Source organism: Enterobacter sp. 200527-13, assembly GCF_027924865.1.
GTDB classification, from domain to species: Bacteria; Pseudomonadota; Gammaproteobacteria; order Enterobacterales; family Enterobacteriaceae; genus Enterobacter; species Enterobacter ludwigii.
Window position 1 is genome coordinate 140115 of record NZ_BSCM01000003.1, and the last position, 23972, is coordinate 164086.

The 23972-nt window shown below is 56.2% G+C and carries 19 protein-coding genes and 1 riboswitch; of the genes, 15 read left to right on the plus strand and 4 right to left on the minus strand.

The genetic code is table 11. The features are described 5' to 3' along the window. Nucleotides 1-15: 15 nt before the first annotated feature. Nucleotides 16-116: riboswitch (TPP riboswitch) on the plus strand. A gap of 31 nt (nt 117-147) precedes the next feature. The 3 genes from thiB to thiQ are packed head-to-tail and all read left to right on the plus strand — an operon-like array spanning nt 148 to nt 3402. Continuing rightward, entirely contained in the window at nt 148-1131 is a 984-nt protein-coding gene (gene thiB, locus QMG44_RS12755; RefSeq protein WP_047743403.1) for a thiamine ABC transporter substrate binding subunit, read from the plus strand. Beyond that, the gene (thiP, locus tag QMG44_RS12760) at nt 1107-2717 is read left to right on the plus strand and encodes a thiamine/thiamine pyrophosphate ABC transporter permease ThiP (RefSeq protein ID WP_047743401.1); all 1611 of its coding nucleotides are present in this window, start codon (nt 1107-1109) and stop codon (nt 2715-2717) included. Before thiB ends, thiP begins: the two co-directional genes overlap by 25 nt. Continuing rightward, on the plus strand, nt 2701-3402 hold the full coding sequence (gene thiQ, locus QMG44_RS12765) for a thiamine ABC transporter ATP-binding protein ThiQ (RefSeq protein WP_020882567.1): 702 nt from the start codon (nt 2701-2703) through the stop codon (nt 3400-3402). Before thiP ends, thiQ begins: the two co-directional genes overlap by 17 nt. A gap of 27 nt (nt 3403-3429) precedes the next feature. Here the strand turns inward: thiQ and QMG44_RS12770 are convergent, their stop codons facing one another. After that, nucleotides 3430-4197, minus strand: a complete 768-nt coding sequence (locus QMG44_RS12770; RefSeq protein WP_014168607.1) for a DedA family protein — start codon at nt 4195-4197, stop codon at nt 3430-3432. 128 nt (nt 4198-4325) lie between these two features. Next, the gene (araC, locus tag QMG44_RS12775) at nt 4326-5171 is read right to left on the minus strand and encodes an arabinose operon transcriptional regulator AraC (RefSeq protein WP_025205437.1); all 846 of its coding nucleotides are present in this window, start codon (nt 5169-5171) and stop codon (nt 4326-4328) included. A gap of 336 nt (nt 5172-5507) precedes the next feature. On the opposite strand from araC, the gene araB reads away from it, so the two are divergent. From araB to rluA, 6 genes are all read left to right on the plus strand, one after another. Next, nucleotides 5508-7217, plus strand: coding sequence for a ribulokinase (gene araB / locus QMG44_RS12780; protein ID WP_025205438.1), 1710 nt, complete (start codon nt 5508-5510; stop codon nt 7215-7217). Between the two features lie 10 nt (nt 7218-7227). Further along, a complete protein-coding gene (gene araA, locus QMG44_RS12785; protein WP_014168604.1) occupies nt 7228-8730 on the plus strand; it encodes an L-arabinose isomerase in 1503 nt (500 codons plus the stop codon). Nucleotides 8731-8782: 52 nt separating this feature from the next. Next, a complete protein-coding gene (araD, locus tag QMG44_RS12790; RefSeq protein ID WP_032679615.1) occupies nt 8783-9478 on the plus strand; it encodes an L-ribulose-5-phosphate 4-epimerase in 696 nt (231 codons plus the stop codon). Between the two features lie 74 nt (nt 9479-9552). Then, nucleotides 9553-11910 (plus strand): DNA polymerase II, encoded by a 2358-nt coding sequence (gene polB, locus QMG44_RS12795; protein ID WP_086533237.1) that lies wholly within the window; start codon nt 9553-9555, stop codon nt 11908-11910. 128 nt (nt 11911-12038) lie between these two features. Next, nucleotides 12039-14945, plus strand: a complete 2907-nt coding sequence (rapA, locus tag QMG44_RS12800; RefSeq protein ID WP_040018606.1) for an RNA polymerase-associated protein RapA — start codon at nt 12039-12041, stop codon at nt 14943-14945. A gap of 12 nt (nt 14946-14957) precedes the next feature. Continuing rightward, nucleotides 14958-15617, plus strand: a complete 660-nt coding sequence (gene rluA / locus QMG44_RS12805; protein ID WP_014168600.1) for a bifunctional tRNA pseudouridine(32) synthase/23S rRNA pseudouridine(746) synthase RluA — start codon at nt 14958-14960, stop codon at nt 15615-15617. Nucleotides 15618-15646: 29 nt separating this feature from the next. Here the strand turns inward: rluA and djlA are convergent, their stop codons facing one another. Then, nucleotides 15647-16462 carry a co-chaperone DjlA gene (gene djlA / locus QMG44_RS12810; protein ID WP_014168599.1) on the minus strand — a complete coding sequence of 272 codons (816 nt, stop codon included), beginning with the start codon at nt 16460-16462 and terminating at the stop codon, nt 15647-15649. A 239-nt stretch (nt 16463-16701) separates the two neighbouring features. On the opposite strand from djlA, the gene lptD reads away from it, so the two are divergent. Genes lptD through apaH form a run of 6 tightly spaced genes read left to right on the plus strand, consistent with a single transcriptional unit; the run spans nt 16702 to nt 23431 of the window. Beyond that, nucleotides 16702-19053, plus strand: a complete 2352-nt coding sequence (gene lptD, locus QMG44_RS12815) for an LPS assembly protein LptD (RefSeq protein WP_014168598.1) — start codon at nt 16702-16704, stop codon at nt 19051-19053. Between the two features lie 53 nt (nt 19054-19106). Continuing rightward, on the plus strand, nt 19107-20393 hold the full coding sequence (surA, locus tag QMG44_RS12820) for a peptidylprolyl isomerase SurA (RefSeq protein WP_014168597.1): 1287 nt from the start codon (nt 19107-19109) through the stop codon (nt 20391-20393). Next, the gene (gene pdxA, locus QMG44_RS12825; RefSeq protein WP_047356970.1) at nt 20393-21379 is read left to right on the plus strand and encodes a 4-hydroxythreonine-4-phosphate dehydrogenase PdxA; all 987 of its coding nucleotides are present in this window, start codon (nt 20393-20395) and stop codon (nt 21377-21379) included. The genes surA and pdxA overlap by 1 nt, the downstream gene beginning before the upstream one ends. After that, on the plus strand, nt 21376-22197 hold the full coding sequence (rsmA, locus tag QMG44_RS12830) for a 16S rRNA (adenine(1518)-N(6)/adenine(1519)-N(6))-dimethyltransferase RsmA (RefSeq protein ID WP_014168595.1): 822 nt from the start codon (nt 21376-21378) through the stop codon (nt 22195-22197). Before pdxA ends, rsmA begins: the two co-directional genes overlap by 4 nt. A gap of 3 nt (nt 22198-22200) precedes the next feature. Beyond that, on the plus strand, nt 22201-22578 hold the full coding sequence (apaG, locus tag QMG44_RS12835) for a Co2+/Mg2+ efflux protein ApaG (protein ID WP_014168594.1): 378 nt from the start codon (nt 22201-22203) through the stop codon (nt 22576-22578). 4 nt (nt 22579-22582) lie between these two features. Further along, nucleotides 22583-23431, plus strand: coding sequence for a bis(5'-nucleosyl)-tetraphosphatase (symmetrical) ApaH (gene apaH, locus QMG44_RS12840; RefSeq protein WP_014168593.1), 849 nt, complete (start codon nt 22583-22585; stop codon nt 23429-23431). 39 nt (nt 23432-23470) lie between these two features. Here apaH and folA read toward each other — a convergent pair whose 3' ends face one another. Further along, the gene (gene folA / locus QMG44_RS12845; protein ID WP_008502023.1) at nt 23471-23950 is read right to left on the minus strand and encodes a type 3 dihydrofolate reductase; all 480 of its coding nucleotides are present in this window, start codon (nt 23948-23950) and stop codon (nt 23471-23473) included. Nucleotides 23951-23972: the final 22 nt, after the last annotated feature.

The window sequence follows — 23972 nt, forward strand, 5'->3', positions numbered from 1 at the left end:
ATCATTACAATAGCGCCGTTCTCAACGGGGTGCTGCATCACTGATGTGCGCTGAGATAATACCCGTCGAACCTGATCCGGATAACGCCGGCGAAGGGATTTGAGGCTGTCACTCAAAATCCTTTGCCACTCAACCTTGAGGTGCAAAGTGTTAAAAAAAGTTCTCCCCCTTCTGGCGCTGTTTGCGCTGCCTGCCGTCGCGAAGCCCGTCCTGACGGTCTACACCTACGACTCCTTCTCAGCCGACTGGGGTCCGGGTCCGGTGGTGAAAAAAGCCTTTGAAGCTGACTGTCAGTGCGAACTGAAGTTCGTGGCGCTAGAAGATGGCGTCTCTCTGCTTAACCGCCTGCGCATGGAAGGCAAAAACAGTAAAGCCGATGTGGTGCTTGGGCTGGATAACAACCTGCTGGAGGCCGCCTCGAAAACCAAACTGTTTGCCAAAAGCGGCGTCGCCACCGATGCCGTCAGCGTCCCGGGCGGCTGGCAGAACGACACCTTTGTGCCGTTCGATTACGGTTACTTCGCGTTTGTTTACGACAAAAACAAGCTTAAAAACCCGCCGAAAAGCCTGAAGGAACTGGTCGAAAGCGAGCAGAAATGGCGCGTTATTTATGAAGATCCTCGCACCAGTACGCCAGGCCTGGGGCTGCTGCTGTGGATGCAGAAAGTCTACGGCGATGACGCTCCGCAAGCGTGGCAGAAGCTGGCCGCCAAAACCGTCACCGTGACAAAAGGCTGGAGCGAAGCCTACGGTCTGTTCCTGAAAGGGGAAAGTGATCTGGTTCTGAGCTACACCACCTCCCCGGCTTACCACATCATCGCCGAGAAGAAAGACAATTACGCCGCCGCCAGTTTTGCTGAAGGGCACTATCTGCAGGTCGAAGTGGCAGCCCGCACGGCATCCAGCAAACAGCCCGAACTGGCCGAGAAGTTCCTGAAATTTATGGTCTCCCCGGCATTCCAGAACGCCATTCCAGCGGGTAACTGGATGTACCCCGTGACCAGCGTGACGTTGCCAGCGGGCTTTGAGAAACTGACCAAACCGCAAACCTCGCTGGAGTTTACGCCTCAGCAGGTTGCCGCGCAGCGAGCAGCATGGGTAAGTGAATGGCAACGCGCCGTCAGCCGTTAATTCCCGGCTGGTTAATTCCTGGGCTGCTCGCCGCCGTATTGATGGTGGCGGTCAGTCTGGGCGCATTCCTTGCCTTGTGGTTTAACGCGCCAGAGAGCGACCTGTTCGCGCTCTGGCACGACAGTTATCTCTGGCACGTTATCCGTTTCTCTTTCTGGCAGGCCTTTCTCTCTGCGCTGCTGTCGGTTATCCCCGCCATTTTCCTGGCACGCGCGCTTTATCGCCGCCGTTTTCCCGGCAGGCAGGCCCTGCTGCGCCTGTGCGCCATGACGCTGATCCTGCCGGTCCTGGTGGCCGTGTTTGGCATCCTGAGCGTCTATGGCCGTCAGGGGTGGCTGGCTTCACTTTTCAGCCTGATGGGTCTGGAGTGGCGCTTCTCGCCCTACGGACTGAAGGGCATTCTGCTGGCGCACATCTTTTTCAATATGCCGATGGCGACCAGACTCTTTTTACAGGCACTGGAAAACATCCCCGGTGAACAGCGCCAGCTTGCCGCCCAGTTGGGCATGCGCGGTATGTCCTTCTTCCGCCTGGTCGAATGGCCGTGGCTGCGTCGTCAGATCCCGCCGGTTGCGGCTCTGATCTTTATGCTCTGTTTCGCCAGTTTTGCCACCGTGCTTTCACTCGGCGGCGGCCCGCAGGCCACCACCATCGAACTGGCAATTTACCAGGCGCTCAGTTACGACTATGACCCCGGCCGCGCTGCGCTGCTGGCGATGGTGCAGATGGTTTGCTGCCTGTGCCTTGTGCTGCTGAGCCAGCGTCTGAGCAAAGCCATCCCGCCGGGCAGTAATCAGATAACCGGCTGGCGCGACCCGCAGGACAGCATGCATAGCCGGATCGCTGATCTGCTGCTTATCACGCTGGCGCTGCTGCTTCTGCTTCCGCCGCTGATGGCCGTCATCGTCGATGGCCTGAACCTGAATCTCGTTACCGTGATGCAGCAGCCCGTTCTCTGGCAGGCAACGTGGACCTCGTTACGGATCGCGCTCGCCGCCGGGCTGCTGTGTGTCATGCTGACCATGATGCTTTTATGGAGCAGCCGCGAGCTTTACGCGCGTCAGGCCCGTAAAGCCGGGCACGCCCTGGAGCTGACAGGCATGCTGATCCTGGCGATGCCCGGCATTGTACTGGCGACGGGGTTCTTTTTACTGTTCAACAGCACTATTGGCCTGCCGGAAAACGCCGACGGCATCGTGATTTTCACCAATGCCCTGATGGCGATCCCCTACGCGCTGAAGGTGCTGGAAAATCCGATGCGAGACATCAACAGCCGCTACGCGCTGCTGTGCCATTCGCTCGGTCTGCAGGGCTGGCAGCGGCTAAAGATTATCGAACTGCGTGCGCTGAAACGCCCGCTGGCCCAGGCTCTGGCCTTCGCCTGTGTGCTCTCAATTGGTGATTTTGGTGTCGTGGCGCTCTTCGGTAATGAAGATTTCCGCACCCTGCCGTACTGGCTGTACCAGCAAATTGGCTCCTATCGTAGCCAGGAGGGAGCCGTCACGGCGCTGCTGTTACTGGTGCTCTGCTTTGCCTTATTTACCGTTATCGAAAAACTTCCGGGGCGTAATGTTAAAACTGACTGATGTAACCTGGCTCTACCAGCATCTGCCAATGCGCTTCTCCCTTTCGGTTCGTCAGGGAGAGATGATTGCGGTTCTGGGTCCGAGCGGGGCCGGAAAGAGTACTTTGCTCAATCTGATTGCCGGTTTTCTGCAACCGGCGAGCGGGTCGATAGTGATTGAAAACCGCGACCATACGCGCACGCCACCCGCCCGACGTCCGGTGTCGATGCTGTTCCAGGAAAACAATCTGTTCATGCATCTGACGGTGCGGCAAAACATCGCCCTGGGTATGGATCCTGGCCTGAAACTCAACGACGGTCAGCGCCAGAAGCTGGAGCTGATTGCCGCTCAGATGGGCATTACCGCGTTTATTGACCGCCTCCCCGAAGCCCTCTCCGGCGGGCAGCGTCAGCGGGTGGCGCTGGCGCGCTGCCTGGTGCGCGAGCAGCCCATACTGCTTCTGGATGAGCCCTTCTCTGCACTCGATCCTGCCTTGCGCCAGGAGATGCTTACCCTGGTGCAGGACGTGTGCCAGCGTCAGCAACTGACAATGCTGATGGTTTCGCACAGCATCGAGGATGCCGCGCGGATTGCGCCACGATCGGTGGTCATTGCAGAAGGGCGAATTGCCTGGGATGGCGGTACAGAGGAACTGCTCAGTGGTCACGCAGGGGCGTCTTCATTGTTGGGCATCAGTGCGGGCTGACCCTCTCCCACGGGAGAGGGAAACAGATTAACGGCTCACCACCTTCAAGAGGATTTCACCGTACACCGGCATCAGCGGGTGGCGAATCAGGGCGACCAGCGCCACCACGGCAACCCCCAGCATTAACGGCGCGAGCCACAACAGGCGCGAGCGTGGCAGATAACGCGTCAGGCGATCAACATTCGCTTTCGCGCTGCGCCACAGTCGCCAGCACAGCCAGGCAGCGATCCACAACAGCAGGGCCGTAGCCAGCAACAACCACTTAAACTCGCCACTTTGCATTCCGTCAGGAATATCAACGGTGGCCCCTGCCAGGATCCCCGGCAGAAAGTAGAACGGCGGCCAGAAAACACAGCCGATGATGTTCGGCACCACGAATTTCGCAACAGGCAGATCCAGCATCCCCGCGACCATCGGCACCAGCGGACGCGTTGGTCCAACAAAGCGACCCACGAGGATCGTGAACATGCTGTGCTGATGCAGCGCGTGTTCGGTTTTATCCAGCAAGGCTTTGTTCTTTTTCATGAACGACCAGCGGTGCAGCGGTTTCTTAAAGCGCCAGCCCAGCCAGAAGGAGATCCAGTCGCCAAGTAAACAGCCAATAATCCCCGCCATCCACGCCTGCCAGAAATTCACTTCACCGCTGCCAATCAACGCGCCCAGCCCCGCCATCATCACCGTGCCGGGGAGGATCAACCCAACAAGTGCAAGCGATTCCAGAAACGCCACCAGCGCAACGGCGATAAGCGAATACATAACGGACTGGGTGATAAAATGTTCCAGCAATGCCTGCATAACTATTCCGGTCAGAAAACGAATCAGGGATTCTGCTTAGCGCCCTGCACCGCGTCAAGACAACAATTGTCTGAATAGTTTACAGGTTGCTTCCACAGTTCACCTGCTTGTTTATCTTTTTTTACCGTTTATTCACATCCTGCCCGGAATTCACTGGGGCTGGCACCGGTGCATTTTTTAAATACCCGGGAGAAATAGAGCTGATCTTCAAAGCCCACATTGCGCCCCACGGTGGCAATGGGCATGCGGGTGGTGCTGAGCAGGAGCTTCGCCTGGCTGATACGCTGGTCCTCACGCCAGCTCAGAACGCTAACGCCCAGCTGCTGACGGAACAGATGTGACAGCCGCGACGGTGAGAGACACACATGCTGGGCGACGCTGGCGATATCGAACTGACTGTCGGCCAGATGGTCGCTGATGTACTGGCAGGCGTCGCGCACGCGGTTGTCCAGCGGAGGATTAAGTGACGCGTTTATCGCCTCCATCCGGCGCAACAGCACCTGTTCAAGCAGGTTAATCGCCAGCAGTTCGGCATACCGGCCACCCGCCTGCCCCGCTTCAATAATTTGGGCAAAGAGTTCGCGGAACTGAGCCAGATGAACCTCGTCCGGGCGATAAAAACCGGTGTGCGCAAAAATAGCCGGCCACGAGAGCCACTCCTGCCAGTAGGCGCGCGGACGGAAGTAGACCCACTGGTGATACCACTCTTTGGCCTCCGGGTGACGACCGTAGTGGTGGATCTCTCCCGGCGGAAACAGCAGCATATCGCCCGGACGGCAGACAAACTGCTGATCGTTATTTTTGATAATCCCTTCCCCACGCACCGTCAGGTTCAGAATATACCCTTTCATCCCGAGCGGTCGGTCGACGTAAAAATCGAGATATCCCTCAGCCTCGATAGGGGTCAGCCCCGCCACCAGGTGAGCATTAAACGAGTAGCCCGGTAATAAGGGATCGTTTTGCGTTTCGGCCATAGATTCAGTTCTCCCAAGGGTCCTGAAGGAAACCAATTGTCCATATCGATAAAAGCAGTATAAAAATGGCCCGCGAAAAGATCCAAAAAGCATCACGCCTCTTTTACGTCCGCCATGTTTCAGCCTTTCCCCCTGATTTATCCGCCCACGGGGGCAGATCAGCAGTAACAAAAGTGTCTATAAGTGCGGCAGAAATGTCCACATTGATTATTTGCACGGCGTCACACTTTCTATTGCAACAGCAATTTAGTCCATAAGATTAGCGGATCCTGCCTGACGATTTTCGCCTCCAGTCTCTAATGTTCTCTCATACCTGTTTTTTGATGGAGCAACACCATGGCAATTGCGATTGGCCTCGATTTTGGCAGCGACTCGGTTCGCGCTCTGGCAGTGGACTGTACAAGCGGCCAGGAAATAGCAACCAGCGTTGAGTGGTACCCGCGCTGGCAAGAGGGGCGCTACTGCGATGCGCCAAATAACCAGTTCCGTCACCATCCACGTGACTACATTGAGTCGATGGAAGCGGCAATCAAAACCGTACTGACTGAACTGACCGACGCCCAGCGGGCAGAGATCGTCGGGATTGGCGTCGACAGTACCGGCTCAACGCCTGCCCCTGTGGATGCCGAAGGCCATGTTCTGGCGCTGCGTCCGGAGTTTGCTGATAACCCGAACGCCATGTTCGTGCTGTGGAAAGATCACACCGCCGTTGAAGAGGCCGAGGCCATTACCCGCTTGTGTCACCAGCCCGGTAAAACGGACTACTCGCGCTACATCGGCGGTATTTACTCCAGTGAATGGTTCTGGGCAAAGATCCTTCACGTAACCCGCGCGGACGCATCCGTTGCGCAGGCCGCGGTATCCTGGATTGAACTGTGCGACTGGGTACCAGCCCTGCTCTCCGGTACCACGCGTCCGCAGGATATCCGCCGCGGACGCTGCAGCGCCGGACACAAGTCCCTGTGGCATGAAAGCTGGGGTGGCCTGCCACCGGCGGCATTCTTCGATGAACTCGATCCCGTCATCAACACGAGTCTGCAATACCCGCTGTTCACCGACACCTTCACCGCCGATATTCCGGTGGGTACGCTTTGTGAAGAGTGGGCGACGCGCCTGGGTCTGCCGCAAAACGTGGCCATCTCCGGCGGGGCGTTTGACTGCCACATGGGCGCGGTGGGCGCCGGTGCCCAGCCAAACACGCTGGTGAAGGTTATCGGCACCTCCACCTGCGACATTCTCACCGCGGATAAAGCCAGCGTAGGCGATCGGGCGGTAAAAGGCATCTGCGGCCAGGTTGACGGCAGCGTCGTACCGGAGTTTATCGGTCTGGAAGCGGGTCAGTCCGCCTTTGGCGATATCTACGCCTGGTTTGGCCGCGTGCTGGGCTGGCCGCTGGATCAGCTGGCGGCGGCACATCCTGAGCTGAAGACCCAGATTGCCGAAAGTAAAAAGCAGCTTTTGCCGCAGCTCACCGCCGCGTGGGCAAAGAATCCTTCTCTCGATCACCTGCCGGTGGTGCTCGACTGGTTCAACGGTCGCCGTACGCCATTTGCCAACCAGCGCCTGAAAGGGGTGATCACCGATCTTAACCTCGCCACCGACGCACCAGCGCTGTTTGGCGGCCTGATTGCCGCAACTGCCTTTGGGGCGCGCGCCATTATGGAGTGCTTCACCGAGCAGGGCATCGACGTCAACAACGTGATGGCACTGGGCGGCATCGCCCGTAAAAACCCGGTAATCATGCAGGCCTGTTGTGACGTGCTGAACCGTCCGCTGCAGATTGTCGCCTCCGATCAGTGTTGTGCCCTCGGTGCAGCGATCTTCGCGGCCGTTGCGGCAGGCGTTCATGCCGATATCCCGACCGCGCAGCAGCACATGGCGAGCGCTGTCGAAAATACCCTCCAGCCGCGTGCTCAGCAGGCGCAGCGTTTTGAACAGCTTTATCAGCGCTATCAGCAATGGGCAAAAAGCGCCGAACTTCACTATCTCCCTGTCGCCGCCCCGGCCAAACACACCGCGGACACTACGGCAACCCTGACACATTAAGGACACAATAATGACCATTTTTAATAATTATGAAGTGTGGTTTGTCATTGGCAGCCAACATCTGTACGGGCCGGAAGCGCTGCAACAGGTGACGAAACATGCTGAGCACGTGGTCAACGCGCTCAATGCAGAGGCTAAACTGCCGTGCAAACTGGTGCTCAAACCGCTCGGCACGACCCCGGATGAGATCACGAACATCTGCCGCGACGCGAACTACGACGATAAATGCGCCGGCATGGTAGTGTGGCTGCACACCTTCTCACCGGCCAAAATGTGGATCAACGGTCTGGCCATCCTCAATAAACCACTGATGCAGTTCCATACCCAGTTCAACGCGTCCCTGCCGTGGGACAGCATTGATATGGACTTTATGAACCTGAACCAGACCGCGCACGGCGGCCGCGAGTTCGGCTTTATCGGCGCACGTATGCGCCAGCAGCATGCGGTCGTCACCGGCCACTGGCAGGATCAGCATGCGCAAAAACGTATCGGCTCCTGGATGCGCCAGGCGGTGTCCCGACAAGATACTCGTCACCTGAAAGTAGTGCGTTTCGGCGACAACATGCGTGAAGTGGCGGTCACCGACGGCGATAAAGTTGCCGCACAGATTAAATTTGGATTCTCGGTGAATACCTGGGCCGTGGGCGACCTGGTGCAGGTGGTGAATGAAATCAGCGATGGCGATGTAAGCGCGCTGGTCGACGAATACGAAAGCAGCTACCGTCTGACCCCTGCGGCACAAATTCACGGTGACAAACGCCAGAACGTGCTGGATGCAGCACGTATCGAACTGGGCATGAAACGCTTCCTGGAACAGGGTGGCTTCCATGCCTTTACCACCACCTTTGAAGACCTCCACGGTCTGAAACAACTGCCCGGCCTGGCGGTACAACGTCTGATGCAGCAGGGCTACGGCTTTGCCGGCGAAGGCGACTGGAAAACTGCCGCTCTGCTTCGCATTATGAAAGTGATGTCAACCGGTCTGCAGGGCGGCACCTCCTTTATGGAGGACTACACCTACCACTTCGAAAACGGCAACGACCTGGTACTGGGCTCGCATATGCTGGAAGTGTGTCCTTCCATTGCCGTTGAAGAGAAACCGATCCTCGACGTGCAGTACCTTGGCATTGGCGGAAAAGCCGACCCGGCACGTCTGATCTTCAACACCCGTACCGGTCCTGCCATCAACGCCAGCCTGATTGACCTGGGCGACCGTTTCCGCCTGCTGGTGAACTGTGTGGATGCGGTTGAAACCCCGCATTCTCTGCCAAAACTGCCGGTCGCCAACGCCCTGTGGAAAGCGCAGCCTGACCTGCCAACCGCCTCGGAAGCCTGGATCCTGGCCGGTGGCGCGCACCACACCGTCTTCAGCCATGCGCTGGATCTGAATGACATGCGTCAGTTCGCCGAACTGCACGACATCGAACTGACCGTCATTGATAACGATACCCGCCTGCCCGCGTTCAAAGACGCGCTGCGCTGGAATGAAGTCTATTACGGTTCAAAACGTTAACAGGGGAACCTTTGGCCTGCCGCAGGGCGGGCCTCTTTTCCTGGAGGATTGCATGTTAGAAGATCTCAAACGTCAGGTACTGGAAGCCAACCTGGCGCTGCCCAAACACAATCTGGTGACGCTGACCTGGGGCAACGTCAGCGCCGTTGACCGCGAGCACGGCGTCTTCGTGATAAAGCCGTCAGGAGTGGATTACACGGTAATGACCGCAGAAGATATGGTTGTCGTCAGCATCGCCACGGGCGAAGTGGTGGAAGGAAAGAAAAAACCCTCCTCCGACACGCCAACGCATCGCCTGCTCTACCAGGCCTTCCCGACCATTGGCGGTATTGTGCATACCCATTCGCGTCATGCGACCATCTGGGCGCAGGCCGGCCAGTCCATTCCGGCGACCGGAACCACGCACGCAGACTACTTTTACGGCACCATTCCCTGCACCCGTTTGATGACTGATGAAGAGATCAACGGCGAGTATGAGTGGGAAACCGGCAACGTTATCGTCGAAACGTTTGAAAAACAGGGTATCGACGCTGCGCAAATGCCCGGCGTGCTGGTGCACTCCCATGGACCTTTTGCCTGGGGTAAAAACGCCGAAGATGCGGTACATAACGCGATTGTGCTGGAAGAGGTCGCGTATATGGGCATCTTCTGCCGCCAGCTGGCTCCGCAGCTTCCGGATATGCAGCCAACCCTGCTGGATAAACACTACCTGCGTAAACATGGCGCAAAAGCCTATTACGGGCAGTAAACTGTATATATACCCAGCATAAAATATTCAACCAGGCTATAATCAAGCCTGGTTTTGTTTTATGGGATAGCGGCGTGGCGCAGGCGCAAGAAGGTTTTTTACTTACCCGACACTGGCGGGATACTCCTCAGGGCACCGAGGTGGCATTCTGGCTGGCGACGGACAACGGCCCGCTGCACGTGGCCCTGCCGCCGCAGGAGTCCGTGGCTTTTATCCCGAACGATCACGTTGAGAAAGTAAAGCAACTGCTGCGCGGTGAAAACGGCTGGCGCCTGACGCCGCTTGAACTGAAAGATTTCCACCGTCAGCCCGTACATGGCCTTTACTGCCGCGCCCATCGCCAGCTGATGCGTTATGAAAAACTGCTGCGCGACGCTGGCGTGACGCTGTACGAAGCCGATATCCGCCCGCCAGAACGTTTTTTGATGGAGCGGTTTATTACTGCCCCCGTCTGGGTCGACGGCACCGCGCAAAACGGCAGCCTTATTAACGCCCGTCTCAAACCCAACCCTACCTACCGGCCGCCGTTGAAATGGGTCTCGCTGGATATCGAAACCACTCGCCACGGTGAGCTGTACTGTATCGGCCTGGAAGGCTGCGGGGATCGGGTTGTTTATATGCTTGGCCCCCCGAATGGCAAGGCGTCCGCGCTGGATTTCCGGCTGGAGTATGTCAACAGCCGGCCACAGCTTCTGGAAAAGCTTAACCAGTGGTTTGCCGATCGCGATCCCGATGTGTTGATCGGCTGGAACGTGGTGCAGTTCGATCTGCGCGTGCTGCAAAAACATGCTGAACGTTACCGCATCCCCCTGATGCTGGGGCGCGGAAACAGCGAGCTGGAATGGCGCGAGCACGGTTTTAAAAACGGTGTGTTTTTCGCGCAGGCCAATGGCCGCCTGATTATTGACGGCATTGAGGCGCTCAAATCTGCCTTCTGGAATTTTTCCTCTTTCTCTCTGGAAGCGGTGGCGCAGGAGCTGCTCGGCGAAGGGAAATCCATCGACAACCCGTGGGACAGAATGGATGAAATCGACCGGCGCTTTAACGAAGACAAACCGGCGCTCGCCACCTACAACCTGAAAGATTGTGAACTGGTGACGCAGATTTTCCACAAAACGGAGATCATGCCCTTCCTGCTCGAGCGCGCGACGGTGAACGGCCTCGCCGCTGACCGGCACGGTGGCTCCGTGGCCGCCTTTAGCCACCTCTATTTCCCGCGTATGCACCGGGCGGGCTATGTCGCCCCCAACCTCGGTGATGTGCCGCCGCAGGCAAGCCCGGGCGGTTACGTGATGGATTCCCGGCCCGGGTTGTATGACTCCGTGCTGGTGCTGGACTACAAAAGCCTCTATCCGTCCATTATTCGCACCTTCCTGATCGATCCCGTCGGGCTGGTGGAAGGGATGGCGCAGCCTGACGATTTGCACAGCACAGAAGGTTTTCTCGGGGCCCGCTTCTCACGGGAAAAGCACTGTCTGCCGGAAATCGTGGGAAACATCTGGCACGGTCGCGACGAGGCTAAGCGTCATGGCAACAAGCCCCTTTCTCAGGCGCTGAAAATTATCATGAACGCGTTTTACGGGGTTCTGGGGACCAGCGCCTGCCGCTTCTTCGACCCACGACTGGCGTCATCTATCACCATGCGCGGGCACGACATCATGCGCCAGACCAAAGCGTTGATTGAATCCCAGGGTTATGACGTTATTTATGGCGATACGGATTCCACCTTTGTCTGGCTTAAGGGCGCACATTCAGAAGAGGATGCCGCGCGAATCGGCAAATCACTGGTGGCTTTTGTGAACGCCTGGTGGCAGGAAAGTTTGCAAAAAGAGCGGTTAAGCAGCGCGTTAGAACTGGAGTTTGAAACCCATTTCAGCCGCTTTTTAATGCCCACCATTCGCGGTACCGACCAGGGCAGTAAGAAGCGCTACGCCGGTCTTATTCAGGAAGGTGACAAGCAGCGAATGGTCTTTAAAGGGCTGGAAACCGTACGCACCGACTGGACGCCGCTGGCACAGCAGTTTCAGCAAACGCTTTATCTGCGTATCTTTCGCAACGAGCCTTATCAGGACTACGTGCGTGAAACAATTGCCAGCCTGATGGCCGGTGAACTCGACGCCCAGTTGGTGTACCGCAAGCGCCTGCGCCGCCCACTGGCGGAATACCAGCGCAACGTTCCGCCGCACGTCCGCGCTGCGCGCCTGGCAGATGAGGAGAACGTGCGCCGGGGGCGTGCCCCGCAGTATCAGAACCGGGGAACCATCAAATACCTCTGGACCACCAGCGGCCCGGAACCCGTGGATTACCAGCACTCGCCTCTGGATTACGAGCACTATCTTACGCGTCAGCTTCAGCCGGTCGCGGACGGAATTTTGCCCTTCATCGACGACGACTTTGCTACACTAGTGACAGGGCAACTTGGCCTATTTTGACACGTGACGAAATGGCTGCCATCCAGTACCATAGCGCCCTTTCCATTCCCGGACCCATTTTTCAATGACTGTCTTTTTTGACGGTGGTTGAACTATTGCCTGCAATTTACGATTAGAGCCGAACAAATATGCCTTTTACACTTGGTCAACGCTGGATCAGCGATACAGAAAGCGAACTTGGATTAGGAACCGTGGTTGCCGTGGATGCACGAATGGTTACCCTCCTTTTCCCTGCTACCGGTGAAAACCGCCTGTACGCCCGCAATGATTCCCCTGTGACCCGCGTGATGTTCAACCCGGGTGACACCGTGACCAGCCACGACGGCTGGCAGCTAAAGGTCGAAGACGTAAAAGAAGAGAATGGACTGCTCGCCTACATCGGGACTCGCCTGGACACCGACGAGGCCAATGTCATCCTGCGTGAGGTGCTGCTCGACAGCAAACTGGTATTCAGTAAGCCGCAGGATCGCCTGTTTGCCGGGCAAATCGACCGTATGGATCGCTTCTCCCTGCGCTATCGTGCGCGCAAGTTCCAGAGTGAACAGTACCGTATGCCGTGGAGCGGCCTGCGCGGTCAGCGTACCAGCCTTATTCCCCACCAGCTGAACATCGCCCATGACGTGGGCCGCCGTCACGCACCTCGCGTTCTGCTGGCAGATGAAGTGGGCCTGGGGAAAACCATTGAAGCGGGCATGATCCTGCATCAACAGCTGCTTTCCGGCGCAGCCGAGCGCGTGCTGATTGTGGTACCGGAAACCCTGCAGCATCAATGGCTGGTCGAGATGCTGCGCCGCTTTAACCTGCGTTTCGCTCTGTTTGATGACGAGCGCTATGCAGAAGCCCAGCACGATGCGGACAACCCGTTTGAAACGGAACAGCTGGTGATCTGCTCTCTGGATTTCGTACGCCGCAGCAAGCAACGTCTTGAGCATCTGTGCGACGCCGAATGGGACCTGATGGTGGTCGATGAAGCGCACCATCTGGTCTGGAGCGAAGATGCACCAAGCCGGGAATACATGGCTATCGAACAGCTTGCCGAGCGCGTACCAGGCGTCCTGCTGCTGACCGCAACGCCGGAGCAGTTAGGTCTGGAGAGCCACTTCGCCCGTTTGCGCCTGCTCGATCCAAACCGCTTCCATGACTTTGAGCAGTTCGTTGAAGAGCAGAATAACTACCGTCCGGTCGCCGATGCCGTTGCCCTGCTGCTGGCGGGTAAACATCTCTCGAATGACGAGCTCAACACCCTGAGCGATCTGATTGGCGAGCAGGATATTGAGCCTCTGCTGCAGGCGGCCAACAGCGACAGTGACAACGCGGATTCCGCGCGTAAAGAACTGATCGATATGCTGATGGATCGCCACGGCACCAGCCGCGTCCTGTTCCGTAACACCCGTAACGGGGTGAAAGGTTTCCCGAAACGCGAACTGCATACCATCAAATTGCCACTGCCGACGCAGTACCAGACAGCCATTAAAGTTTCCGGCATTATGGGCGCGCGCAAAACTGCAGAAGAGCGTGCACGCGACATGCTCTACCCGGAACAGATTTACCAGGAATTTGAAGGCGATACCGGCACCTGGTGGAACTTCGACCCGCGTGTTGAGTGGCTGATGGGCTATTTGACCGCGCACCGTTCTCAGAAAGTGCTGGTGATCTGCGCCAAAGCAGCCACCGCACTGCAGCTGGAGCAGGTCCTGCGCGAACGCGAAGGTATTCGCGCCGCCGTGTTCCACGAAGGGATGTCCATCGTCGAGCGTGACCGTGCCGCGGCATGGTTTGCAGAAGAGGACAGCGGTGCCCAGGTTCTGCTGTGCTCTGAAATCGGGTCTGAAGGCCGTAACTTCCAGTTTGCCAGCAACCTGGTGATGTTCGATTTGCCGTTCAACCCGGATCTGCTGGAACAGCGTATCGGCCGTCTGGATCGTATTGGCCAGGCGCATGATATTCAGATCCACGTTCCTTACCTGGAAAAAACCGCCCAGTCCGTTCTGGTGCGTTGGTTCCACGAAGGTCTGGATGCGTTTGAGCATACCTGCCCGACCGGCCGCCCGATTTACGATCAGGTGCATGCCGATCTGATCGGCTATCTGGCCGCGCCAGAGAACACCGACGGGTTTGATGAACTGATCAAAGCCTGCCGTGATAAGCATGAAGCGCTGAAATCTCAGCTGGAACAGGGTCGTGACCGCCTGCTGGAGATCCACTCCAACGGCGGTGAAAAAGCCCAGGCGCTCGCTGAAAGCATTGAAGAGCAGGATGATGACACCAGCCTGATCAGCTTCTCCATGAACCTGTTCGACATCGTTGGCATAAACCAGGACGATCGTGGCGAGAATTTGATTGTCCTGACCCCGTCCGACCATATGCTGGTCCCGGATTTCCCTGGCCTGCCGGAAGATGGATGCACCATCACCTTTGAACGTGATGTGGCGCTGTCGCGCGAAGATGCGCAGTTCATCACCTGGGAGCACCCGCTGATCCGCAACGGTCTGGATTTGATCCTCTCAGGCGATACCGGCAGCAGTACCATCTCGTTGTTGAAAAACAAAGCGCTGCCAGTGGGTACTCTGTTGCTGGAACTGATTTACGTTGTCGAAGCGCAGGCGCCGAAACAGCTGCAGCTCAACCGCTTCCTGCCGTCAACGCCTGTGCGTCTGCTGCTGGACAAAAACGGCACGAACCTCGCCGCTCAGGTTGAATTCGAGAGCTTTAACCGCCAGCTGAGCGCCGTGAACCGCCATACCGGCAGTAAGCTGGTCAACGCGGTACAGCAGGATGTGCACGCTATTCTGCAGCTGGGTGAAACGCAGATCGAAAAAGCGGCCCGGGCGCTGATTGATGCCGCACGTCAAGAAGCCGACGACAAACTGTCCGCGGAACTCTCCCGTCTGGAAGCGTTGAAAGCGGTAAACCCAAACATCCGCGATGACGAGCTGGCAGCGATCGAGAGCAACCGTCAGCAGGTGCTGGAAAGCCTTAATCAGGCTGGCTGGCGTCTGGATGCCCTGCGTCTTATCGTTGTGACGCATCAGTAAACGGAGCGCAAGATGGTGATGGAGCCTTACAATCCACCTCAGGATCCCTGGCTGGTGGTGCTTTATCAGGATGAGCACATTATGGTGGTCAACAAGCCCAGCGGCTTGTTGTCCGTGCCAGGGCGTCTGGATGAGCACAAAGACAGTGTGATGACGCGTATTCAGCGCGATTATCCTCAGGCGGAGTCCGTCCATCGTCTGGACATGGCCACCAGCGGTGTGATTGTAGTGGCGCTGAATAAAGCGGCGGAACGCGAGCTGAAACGCCAGTTCCGCGATCGCGAGCCGAAAAAGCAGTATGTCGCACGTGTCTGGGGGCATCCTCAGCCGGCGGAAGGGCTGGTGGATTTACCGCTGATCTGCGACTGGCCGAACCGACCAAAACAAAAGGTCTGTTACGAAACCGGCAAAGCAGCGCAAACCGAGTATGAAGTGCTGGAGTACGCGCCAGATAACACTGCGCGCGTGCTGCTTAAACCGATTACCGGGCGCTCGCACCAGCTGCGCGTCCATATGCTTGCGCTGGGGCACCCGATTCTGGGGGACAGATTTTACGCGCCGCCCGATGCACTGGCACTGGCGCCACGCCTGCAGCTGCATGCGCAGACGCTCACCATCACCCATCCGGTTTTTGGCAATGCAATGACGTTTAAAGCCCCGGTCGACTTCTGAAAAAAAGGCCCGACAGTGTCGGGCCTTTTTTATTTGAAACTTTTCTTCTCTTTAATCAACTCGTACGCTTTCTGAATTTCCTGCGCTTTTTGCTTCGCCATCTCCATCATCTCCGGCGGTAAACCTTTCGCGACCAGTTTGTCCGGGTGGTGCTCACTCATCAGCTTACGATAGGCACGCTTGATAGTGGTCACATCGTCCGATGGCTTCACCCCCAGCACGTTACAGGCATCCTCAAGCGTCGGACCCCGCTGCGCCTGCTGCCAGGCACCGCCAGAGGACTGCTGGTGATAGCCGCCGCCAAACTGCGCACCGCCCTGCATCATGCGCAGGAACTGGTCGAACTGCATACGGGAGATGCCCAGTTCTTCCGCAATAACATATAAAACATCGCGTTCATTAGGATGAAGTGAACCATCGGCAAACGCTGCCTGGATTTGGATCTCCAGAAACATCCGAATTAAATCAAAACGGCCGAAGCAGATGCTGCGGAACTGACGCATTTTATCGCGCAGCGGATAGTTATCCGCTTTGCCGATGCGAAACGCATTTTGTGCCGCGAGACGGGAGTCACCATGCAGATTCATGCGGTCCATAAAGACGCTGGCTATCTGAATATCGGCTTCCGTCACACGCCCTTTTGATTTGGTTAAGTGCCCCATTACCTCAAACGTGGTGGAGAAAAAGAGGGACTGACGCTCACGCTGATTGGCAAACCAGGCCATTTTGCGGCTGCGAGCCTTATCAAACATATGGCCGATAATAAGCCCCAGTACGATCCCCCAGAACCCGGCACCCATGATGATGGCGAACGCAACGCCGATTATTTTACCCCAATACTGCATATACTCCCCGGTTAGTCATGTTCCTGGCCGACGCAACGTCATCATCACAGTGTTCAAGCCACGGTCAATTGAAGGACATCGCCTATAATTTGCTTTATCATACTCGTCATTCGATAGCGAGCCTAACACTCTGGCGCGCAAACGGGCAGGATTAACGCTGGTACTGCGCTGATGAGTAAGATAGTCTCTGAGCGTTTGTAAGCCGTAGCCACTGATGACGGAACAATAAAATACAACGTATGAAAAAACGTATCCCCACCCTCCTGGCCACAATGATTGGCACCGCCCTGTACAGCCAACAGGGACTGGCGGCCGATCTCGCCTCGCAGTGTATGCTTGGCGTCCCAAGTTATAATCGTCCACTGGTAAAGGGCGATACGAATAGCTTGCCGGTAACCATTACTGCCGATAGCTCTAAAGGCACATATCCTGACAATGCGACATTTACTGGCAATGTGGATATTAACCAGGGCAACAGCCGTCTGCAGGCAGATGAAGTGCAATTACACCAGAAGCAGCCGGAAGGTGCGGCCGAGCCGGTACGAACGGTGGATGCGCTGGGTAATGTGCACTATGACGACAATCAGGTCATCCTGAAAGGTCCGAAAGCCTGGTCAAACCTGAATACCAAAGACACTAACGTCTGGGAAGGTGATTACCAGATGGTAGGTCGCCAGGGGCGCGGTGATGCGGACCTGATGAAACAGCGCGGTGAAAACCGCTATACGATTCTGGAAAACGGCTCCTTCACGTCCTGTCTGCCCGGGTCTAATACCTGGAGCGTGGTCGGAAGTGAAGTCATCCATGACCGTGAAGAGCAGGTTGCCGAGATCTGGAACGCCCGCTTCAAGCTCGGTCCGGTACCCGTTTTCTACAGCCCTTACCTGCAGCTTCCTGTGGGTGACAAACGCCGCTCAGGTTTCCTGATCCCGAATGCCAAATACAGCACCACGAACTACTTTGAGTTCTATCTGCCGTATTACTGGAACATCGCGCCCAACATGGACGCCACGATCACGCCGCACTATATCCATAAGCGCGGCAACGTTATGTGGGAAAACGAGTTCCGCTACCTGACGCAGGCGGGTACTGGCCTGATGGAACTGGATTATCTGCCGTCGGATAAAGTCTTCCAGGATGAGCATCCAACAGAAGGTGATAAACACCGCTGGTTGTTCTACTGGAAACATGCCGGGGTGATGGACCAGGTCTGGCGGTTTAACGTCGACTACACCAAAGTCAGCGACCCTTACTATTTCAACGACTTTGACTCCAAATACGGGTCCAGTACCGATGGCTACGCCACGCAGAAATTCAGCGTGGGATACGCTATTGAGAACTTCAACGCCACGGTCTCTACCAAGCAATTCCAGGTCTTTGATACCCAGACGAGAAGCACTTATGGTGCAGAACCGCAGCTGGACGTTAACTGGTACCAGAACGATGTTGGCCCGTTTGACACCCACGTGTACGCCCAGGCCGTGCACTTCGTTAACACCAACTCGGATATGCCGGAATCCACGCGTGTTCACCTCGAGCCAACCATCAATTTGCCGGTGTCAAATGACTGGTCGAGCCTGAATACCGAGGCCAAACTGATGGCCACCCATTACCAGCAGAAGAATCTCGACTGGTATAACAACCGTTACGGCACCGATCTCGAAGAATCCGTGAACCGCGTCCTGCCGCAGTTCAAAATGGACGGCAAACTGATCTTCGAACGCGATATGGGTCTTCTGGCGGAGGGTTATACCCAGACGCTTGAGCCACGTATGCAGTATCTGTACGTCCCGTATCGCGATCAGAGCAACATTCAGAACTATGACTCCTCATTCCTGCAGTCTGACTACAGCGGTCTGTTCCGCGACCGTACCTACGGTGGCCTCGACCGTATTGCGTCAGCAAACCAGTTAACGACCGGCGTCACAACGCGCGTTTATGATGATGCCGCCGTTGAACGTTTTAACGTTTCTGTTGGTCAAATCTACTATTTCACCGAGTCCCGGACCGGTGATGACGACATTAACTGGGAAAAAGACAACAAAACGGGTTCTCTGGTGTGGGCGGGTGATACCTACTGGCGTATGACCGATCGCTGGGGTTTACGCGGGGGTGTGCAGTACGATACGCGTCTCAACAACGTTGCGACAAGCAGTGCGGCGATTGAATACCGTCGTGATGAAGACCGTATGCTGCAGTTGACCTATCGTTACGCCAGCCCGGAATATATTCAGGCCACGTTGCCAAACTATGCGAATACGGATCAGTACAAAGACGGCATCTCGCAGGTGGGTGGCGCAGCGAGCTGGCCAATCGCCGATCGCTGGTCAATCGTCGGTGCTTACTACTTTGACACCAACACCAGTAAACCTGCTGACCAGATGGTTGGTCTGCAATATAACTCCTGCTGCTACGCGCTGCGTGTCGGTTACGAACGTAAGCTTAACGGCTGGGATACCAAGAATGAACAGGGCAAATACGATAACGTGATTGGCTTTAATGTCGAACTGCGCGGCCTGAGCTCCAACTACGGCCTGGGCACGCAGCAGATGCTGCGCTCGAACATTCTGCCGTACCGCAGTTCCTTGTAATGTGCTTAATTTGCAACGTAATCCGCTTTGCGGTTAATTGAAATGGAAAAAGTATGAAGAACTGGAAAACGCTGCTGCTCGGTGTCGCTATGGTTGCGAATACCAGCTTCGCGGCCCCCCAGGTTGTTGATAAGGTCGCCGCTGTGGTTAACAACGGCGTCGTGCTCGAAAGCGACGTTGACGGTTTGATGAAATCTGTGAAGCTCAATTCGGGTGAAGCAGGTCAGCAACTCCCGGATGACGCTACCCTGCGCCATCAGATCCTGGAACGTCTGATCATGGATCAGATTGTCCTGCAAATGGGTCAGAAAATGGGTGTGAAGGTCACTGACGAGCAGCTCGATCAGGCCATTGCTAACATCGCGAAGCAGAACAACATGAGCCTGGACCAGATGCGCAGCCGTCTGGCCTATGATGGCATCAGCTATGCAACGTACCGTAATCAGATCCGTAAAGAGATGCTGATTTCGGAAGTGCGCAACAATGAAGTCCGTCGTCGCGTCACGATCCTGCCTCAGGAAGTGGACGCGCTGGCAAAACAGGTGGGTAACCAGAACGACGCCAGCACCGAACTGAACCTGAGCCACATTCTGATCCCGCTGCCAGAGAACCCAACCTCCGACCAGGCTGCGGAAGCTGAAAGCCAGGCGCGTTCGATTGTCGAGCAGGCACGTAACGGCGGTGACTTTGGCAAACTGGCCATCACCTACTCCGCTGACCAACAGGCGCTGAAAGGCGGCCAGATGGGCTGGGGACGTATCCAGGAGCTGCCTTCCATCTTTGCCCAGGCGCTGAGCACGGCGAAGAAAGGTGACATCGTGGGTCCCATCCGTTCAGGCGTGGGCTTCCACATCCTGAAAGTGAACGATCTGCGCGGTCAGAGTCAGAACATTTCGGTTACCGAAGTTCACGCTCGCCATATTCTCCTCAAGCCGTCACCTATCATGACTGACGATCAGGCGCGCGTGAAACTGCAACAGATTGCTGCAGACATCAAGAGCGGAAAAACCTCGTTTGCGAATGCCGCGAAAGAGTTCTCTCAGGATCCCGGCTCTGCTAATCAGGGCGGCGATCTGGGCTGGGCGGCCGCAGATATCTACGATCCTGCGTTCCGTGACGCACTGATGAAGCTGAACAAAGGCCAGATGAGCGCCCCGGTGCACTCCTCCTTCGGCTGGCATCTGATCGAACTGTTGGATACCCGCAATGTTGATAAAACGGACGCGGCGCAGAAAGACAGAGCCTACCGCATGCTGTTTAACCGTAAGTTCTCTGAAGAAGCAGCAACCTGGATGCAGGAACAACGCGCCAGCGCTTATGTGAAAGTACTGAGCAACTAATGAAACAGCATCGTGTTGTGATCACTCCCGGCGAACCTGCCGGGATTGGGCCTGACCTCGTTGTCCAGCTCGCCCAGCGCAGCTGGCCGGTGGAACTGGTTGTCTGCGCTGATGCAACACTGTTACAAGACCGGGCAACGCTGCTCGGTCTGCCTTTAACGCTCATCCCCTACGTTGAAGGCCAGCAGCCTGCACCACAGCAAGCCGGCACGCTTACGCTTCTTCCTGTTCCACTTCGTACTCCCGTCATCCCGGGTCAGATCAGTACCGAAAACGGCCACTATGTTGTAGAGACGCTGGCGCGTGCCTGCGACGGTTGCCTGAAGGGCGAATTTGCCGCCCTGATCACCGGTCCCGTGCACAAAGGCGTTATCAACGAGGCGGGGATACCGTTTACCGGGCACACGGAGTTCTTTGAAGAGCGCTCGCACAGCCCGAAAGTGGTTATGATGCTGGCGACAGAAGCAATGCGCGTTGCCCTCGTGACGACCCATTTGCCCATCAGGGCCATTCCGGATGCCATTACTCCGTCTCTTTTACGGGAGATCATCGGGATCCTGCATCACGACCTGCAAACCAAATTCGGCATCAAACAGCCGCATGTGCTGGTCTGCGGGCTGAACCCGCACGCCGGTGAAGGCGGACATATGGGTACCGAAGAGATTGACACCATTATTCCGGTGCTTGAAGAAATGCGGGCAAAAGGGATGAACTTAAGCGGGCCGTTGCCTGCCGATACCCTTTTCCAGCCAAAATACCTGGATAATGCGGACGCCGTGCTCGCGATGTACCACGATCAAGGCCTGCCCGTGCTAAAATACCAGGGCTTTGGCCGCGGGGTGAATATCACCCTCGGTTTACCTTTTATTCGAACGTCCGTTGACCACGGTACTGCGCTGGATCTGGCAGGCCAGGGGAAAGCGGATGTCGGCAGTTTTATTACGGCGCTTAATCTCGCCATCAAAATGATTGTTAATACTCAATGACTAATCGAGTCCATCAGGGCCACTTAGCCCGAAAACGCTTCGGGCAAAACTTCCTCAACGATCAGTTCGTGATCGACAGTATCGTGTCTGCCATTAATCCGCAGAAAGGTCAGGCTATGGTCGAAATCGGCCCGGGTCTTGCCGCTCTGACTGAACCCGTAGGCGAACGCCTGGACGAACTGACCGTTATCGAACTCGATCGCGATCTCGCCGCACGCCTGCAAACTCATCCGTTCCTGGGGCCAAAGCTGACGATTTATCAGCAGGATGCCATGACCATGAACTTTGGTGAGCTGTCGGAAAAAATGGGCCAACCGCTGCGCGTGTTCGGTAACCTGCCGTACAACATTTCCACACCGCTAATGTTCCACCTGTTTAGCTATACTGATGCCATTGCCGACATGCACTTCATGTTGCAAAAAGAGGTGGTTAACCGTCTGGTTGCAGGGCCGAACAGTAAAGCGTATGGTCGTTTGAGCGTGATGGCGCAATATTTCTGCAACGTGATCCCGGTGCTCGAAGTACCGCCAACCGCCTTTACGCCGCCACCAAAAGTGGACTCTGCGGTAGTGCGTCTTGTACCGCATAAAATAATGCCGTACCCGGTGAAAGACCTGCGCGTGCTAAGCCGCATTACTACGGAAGCCTTTAACCAGCGCCGTAAAACGATCCGTAACAGCCTGGGCAATCTGTTTACCGTTGAAGTGCTGACTGAGTTGGGTATTGACCCGGCAATGCGTGCAGAAAATATTTCCGTAGAACAGTACTGCAAGCTGGCTAATTACATCAGCGAAAATGCGCCGCCGAAGGAGAGTTAAGCCATGATTGATTCGCCCCGCGTATGTGTCCATGTACAAAGCGTTTATGTTGAATCCCAGTCCTCACCGGATGAAGAACGTTTTGTCTTCGCTTACACCGTGACCATTCGCAATCTGGGGCGGATGCCTGTGCAACTGCTTGGGCGCTACTGGCTTATCACCAATGGCAACGGTCGCGAAATCGAAGTTCAGGGTGAAGGTGTGGTTGGTGAACAGCCCCACATCGACCCTGGCGAAGAGTATCAATATACCAGCGGTGCCGTGATCGAAACGCCGCTGGGCACCATGCAGGGCCATTACGAAATGGTCGACGTCGATGGCAATGTGTTCCGCGTTGCTATTCCTGTGTTCCGTCTCGCCGTTACAACACTCATTCATTAATCTAATGTCTACATATCTGATTGGCGACGTTCACGGTTGCTACGATGAACTGATCGCATTGTTAAAACAGGTCGACTTTACGCCTGGACAAGATACGCTCTGGCTGACGGGCGATTTAGTGGCGCGTGGCCCTGGCTCGCTGGACGTTCTACGCTTCGTCAAATCACTGGGCGACAGCGTGCGCATGGTACTGGGCAACCACGATCTGCATTTGCTGGCCGTCTTTGCCGGGATCAGTCGCAACAAACCCAAAGATCGTCTCTCGCCTTTGCTGGATGCCCCGGACGCGGATGTTCTCATCAACTGGCTACGCCGCCAGCCGCTGCTGCAGATCGATGAAGAGAAAAAACTGGTCATGGCGCATGCCGGGATCACCCCTCAGTGGGATCTTGAGACGGCGAAAACCTGTGCGCGTGACGTTGAAGCGGTGCTGGCAAGCGACTCGTATCCTTTCTTCCTCGACGCGATGTACGGCGATATGCCGAATCACTGGAGCGAAGATCTTAGCGGTCTGGCCCGCCTGCGCTTTATTACGAACGCTTTCACCCGCATGCGTTTTTGCTTCCCGAACGGGCAGCTAGATATGTATTGCAAAGAGACACCGGAAAGCGCCCCTGCGCCTCTTAAACCGTGGTTTGCCATTCCCGGTCCGGTGACCAACGCCTATAACGTGGTGTTTGGCCACTGGGCGTCGCTTGAAGGAAAAGGCACACCGGAGGGGATCTACGGTCTCGATACCGGCTGCTGCTGGGGTGGAGAGTTAACCTGCTTGCGCTGGGAAGATAAAACGTACTTTGTTCAGCCATCCAACCGACAGCTGGACTTAGGGGAAGACGAGGCCGTTGCCTCCTGATGAGGATTTCCCTCCCCCAGACGGGAGAGGGACATTCACTTAGCGACGTTCCAGAATTTCGAAGCAGTAGCTGTGGGAGTTCTGCGCATCCGCGTCGTGGAATTCACTGAAGACAGATTCCCACTCATCAGGATCGTAGTCCGGGAAATGCGTATCCCCTTCCACTTCAGCATCAATGTGGGTCAGATACAGCTTCTGTGCTTTAGGCAGGAACTGTTCGTACACACGCCCACCGCCAATCACCATGATCTCCTCGGCATTACCGCATGCGGCAATGGCCTCGTCTACGGACTTCACCCATTCGACGCGATCGTCAGTGCCAGGCTGGCTACTGATAACGATATTTTTACGGCCCGGTAATGGACGACCAATCGACTCCCAGGTCAGGCGGCCCATCACTACCGGCTTGTTTAACGTAGTACGTTTAAACCATGCGAGATCGGCAGGCAGGTTCCACGGCATGGCATTTTCCATACCGATAACACGGTCCACCGCCAGCGCTGCAATCAGACTGATCATTGAAAATTTCCCGGATGCAAAA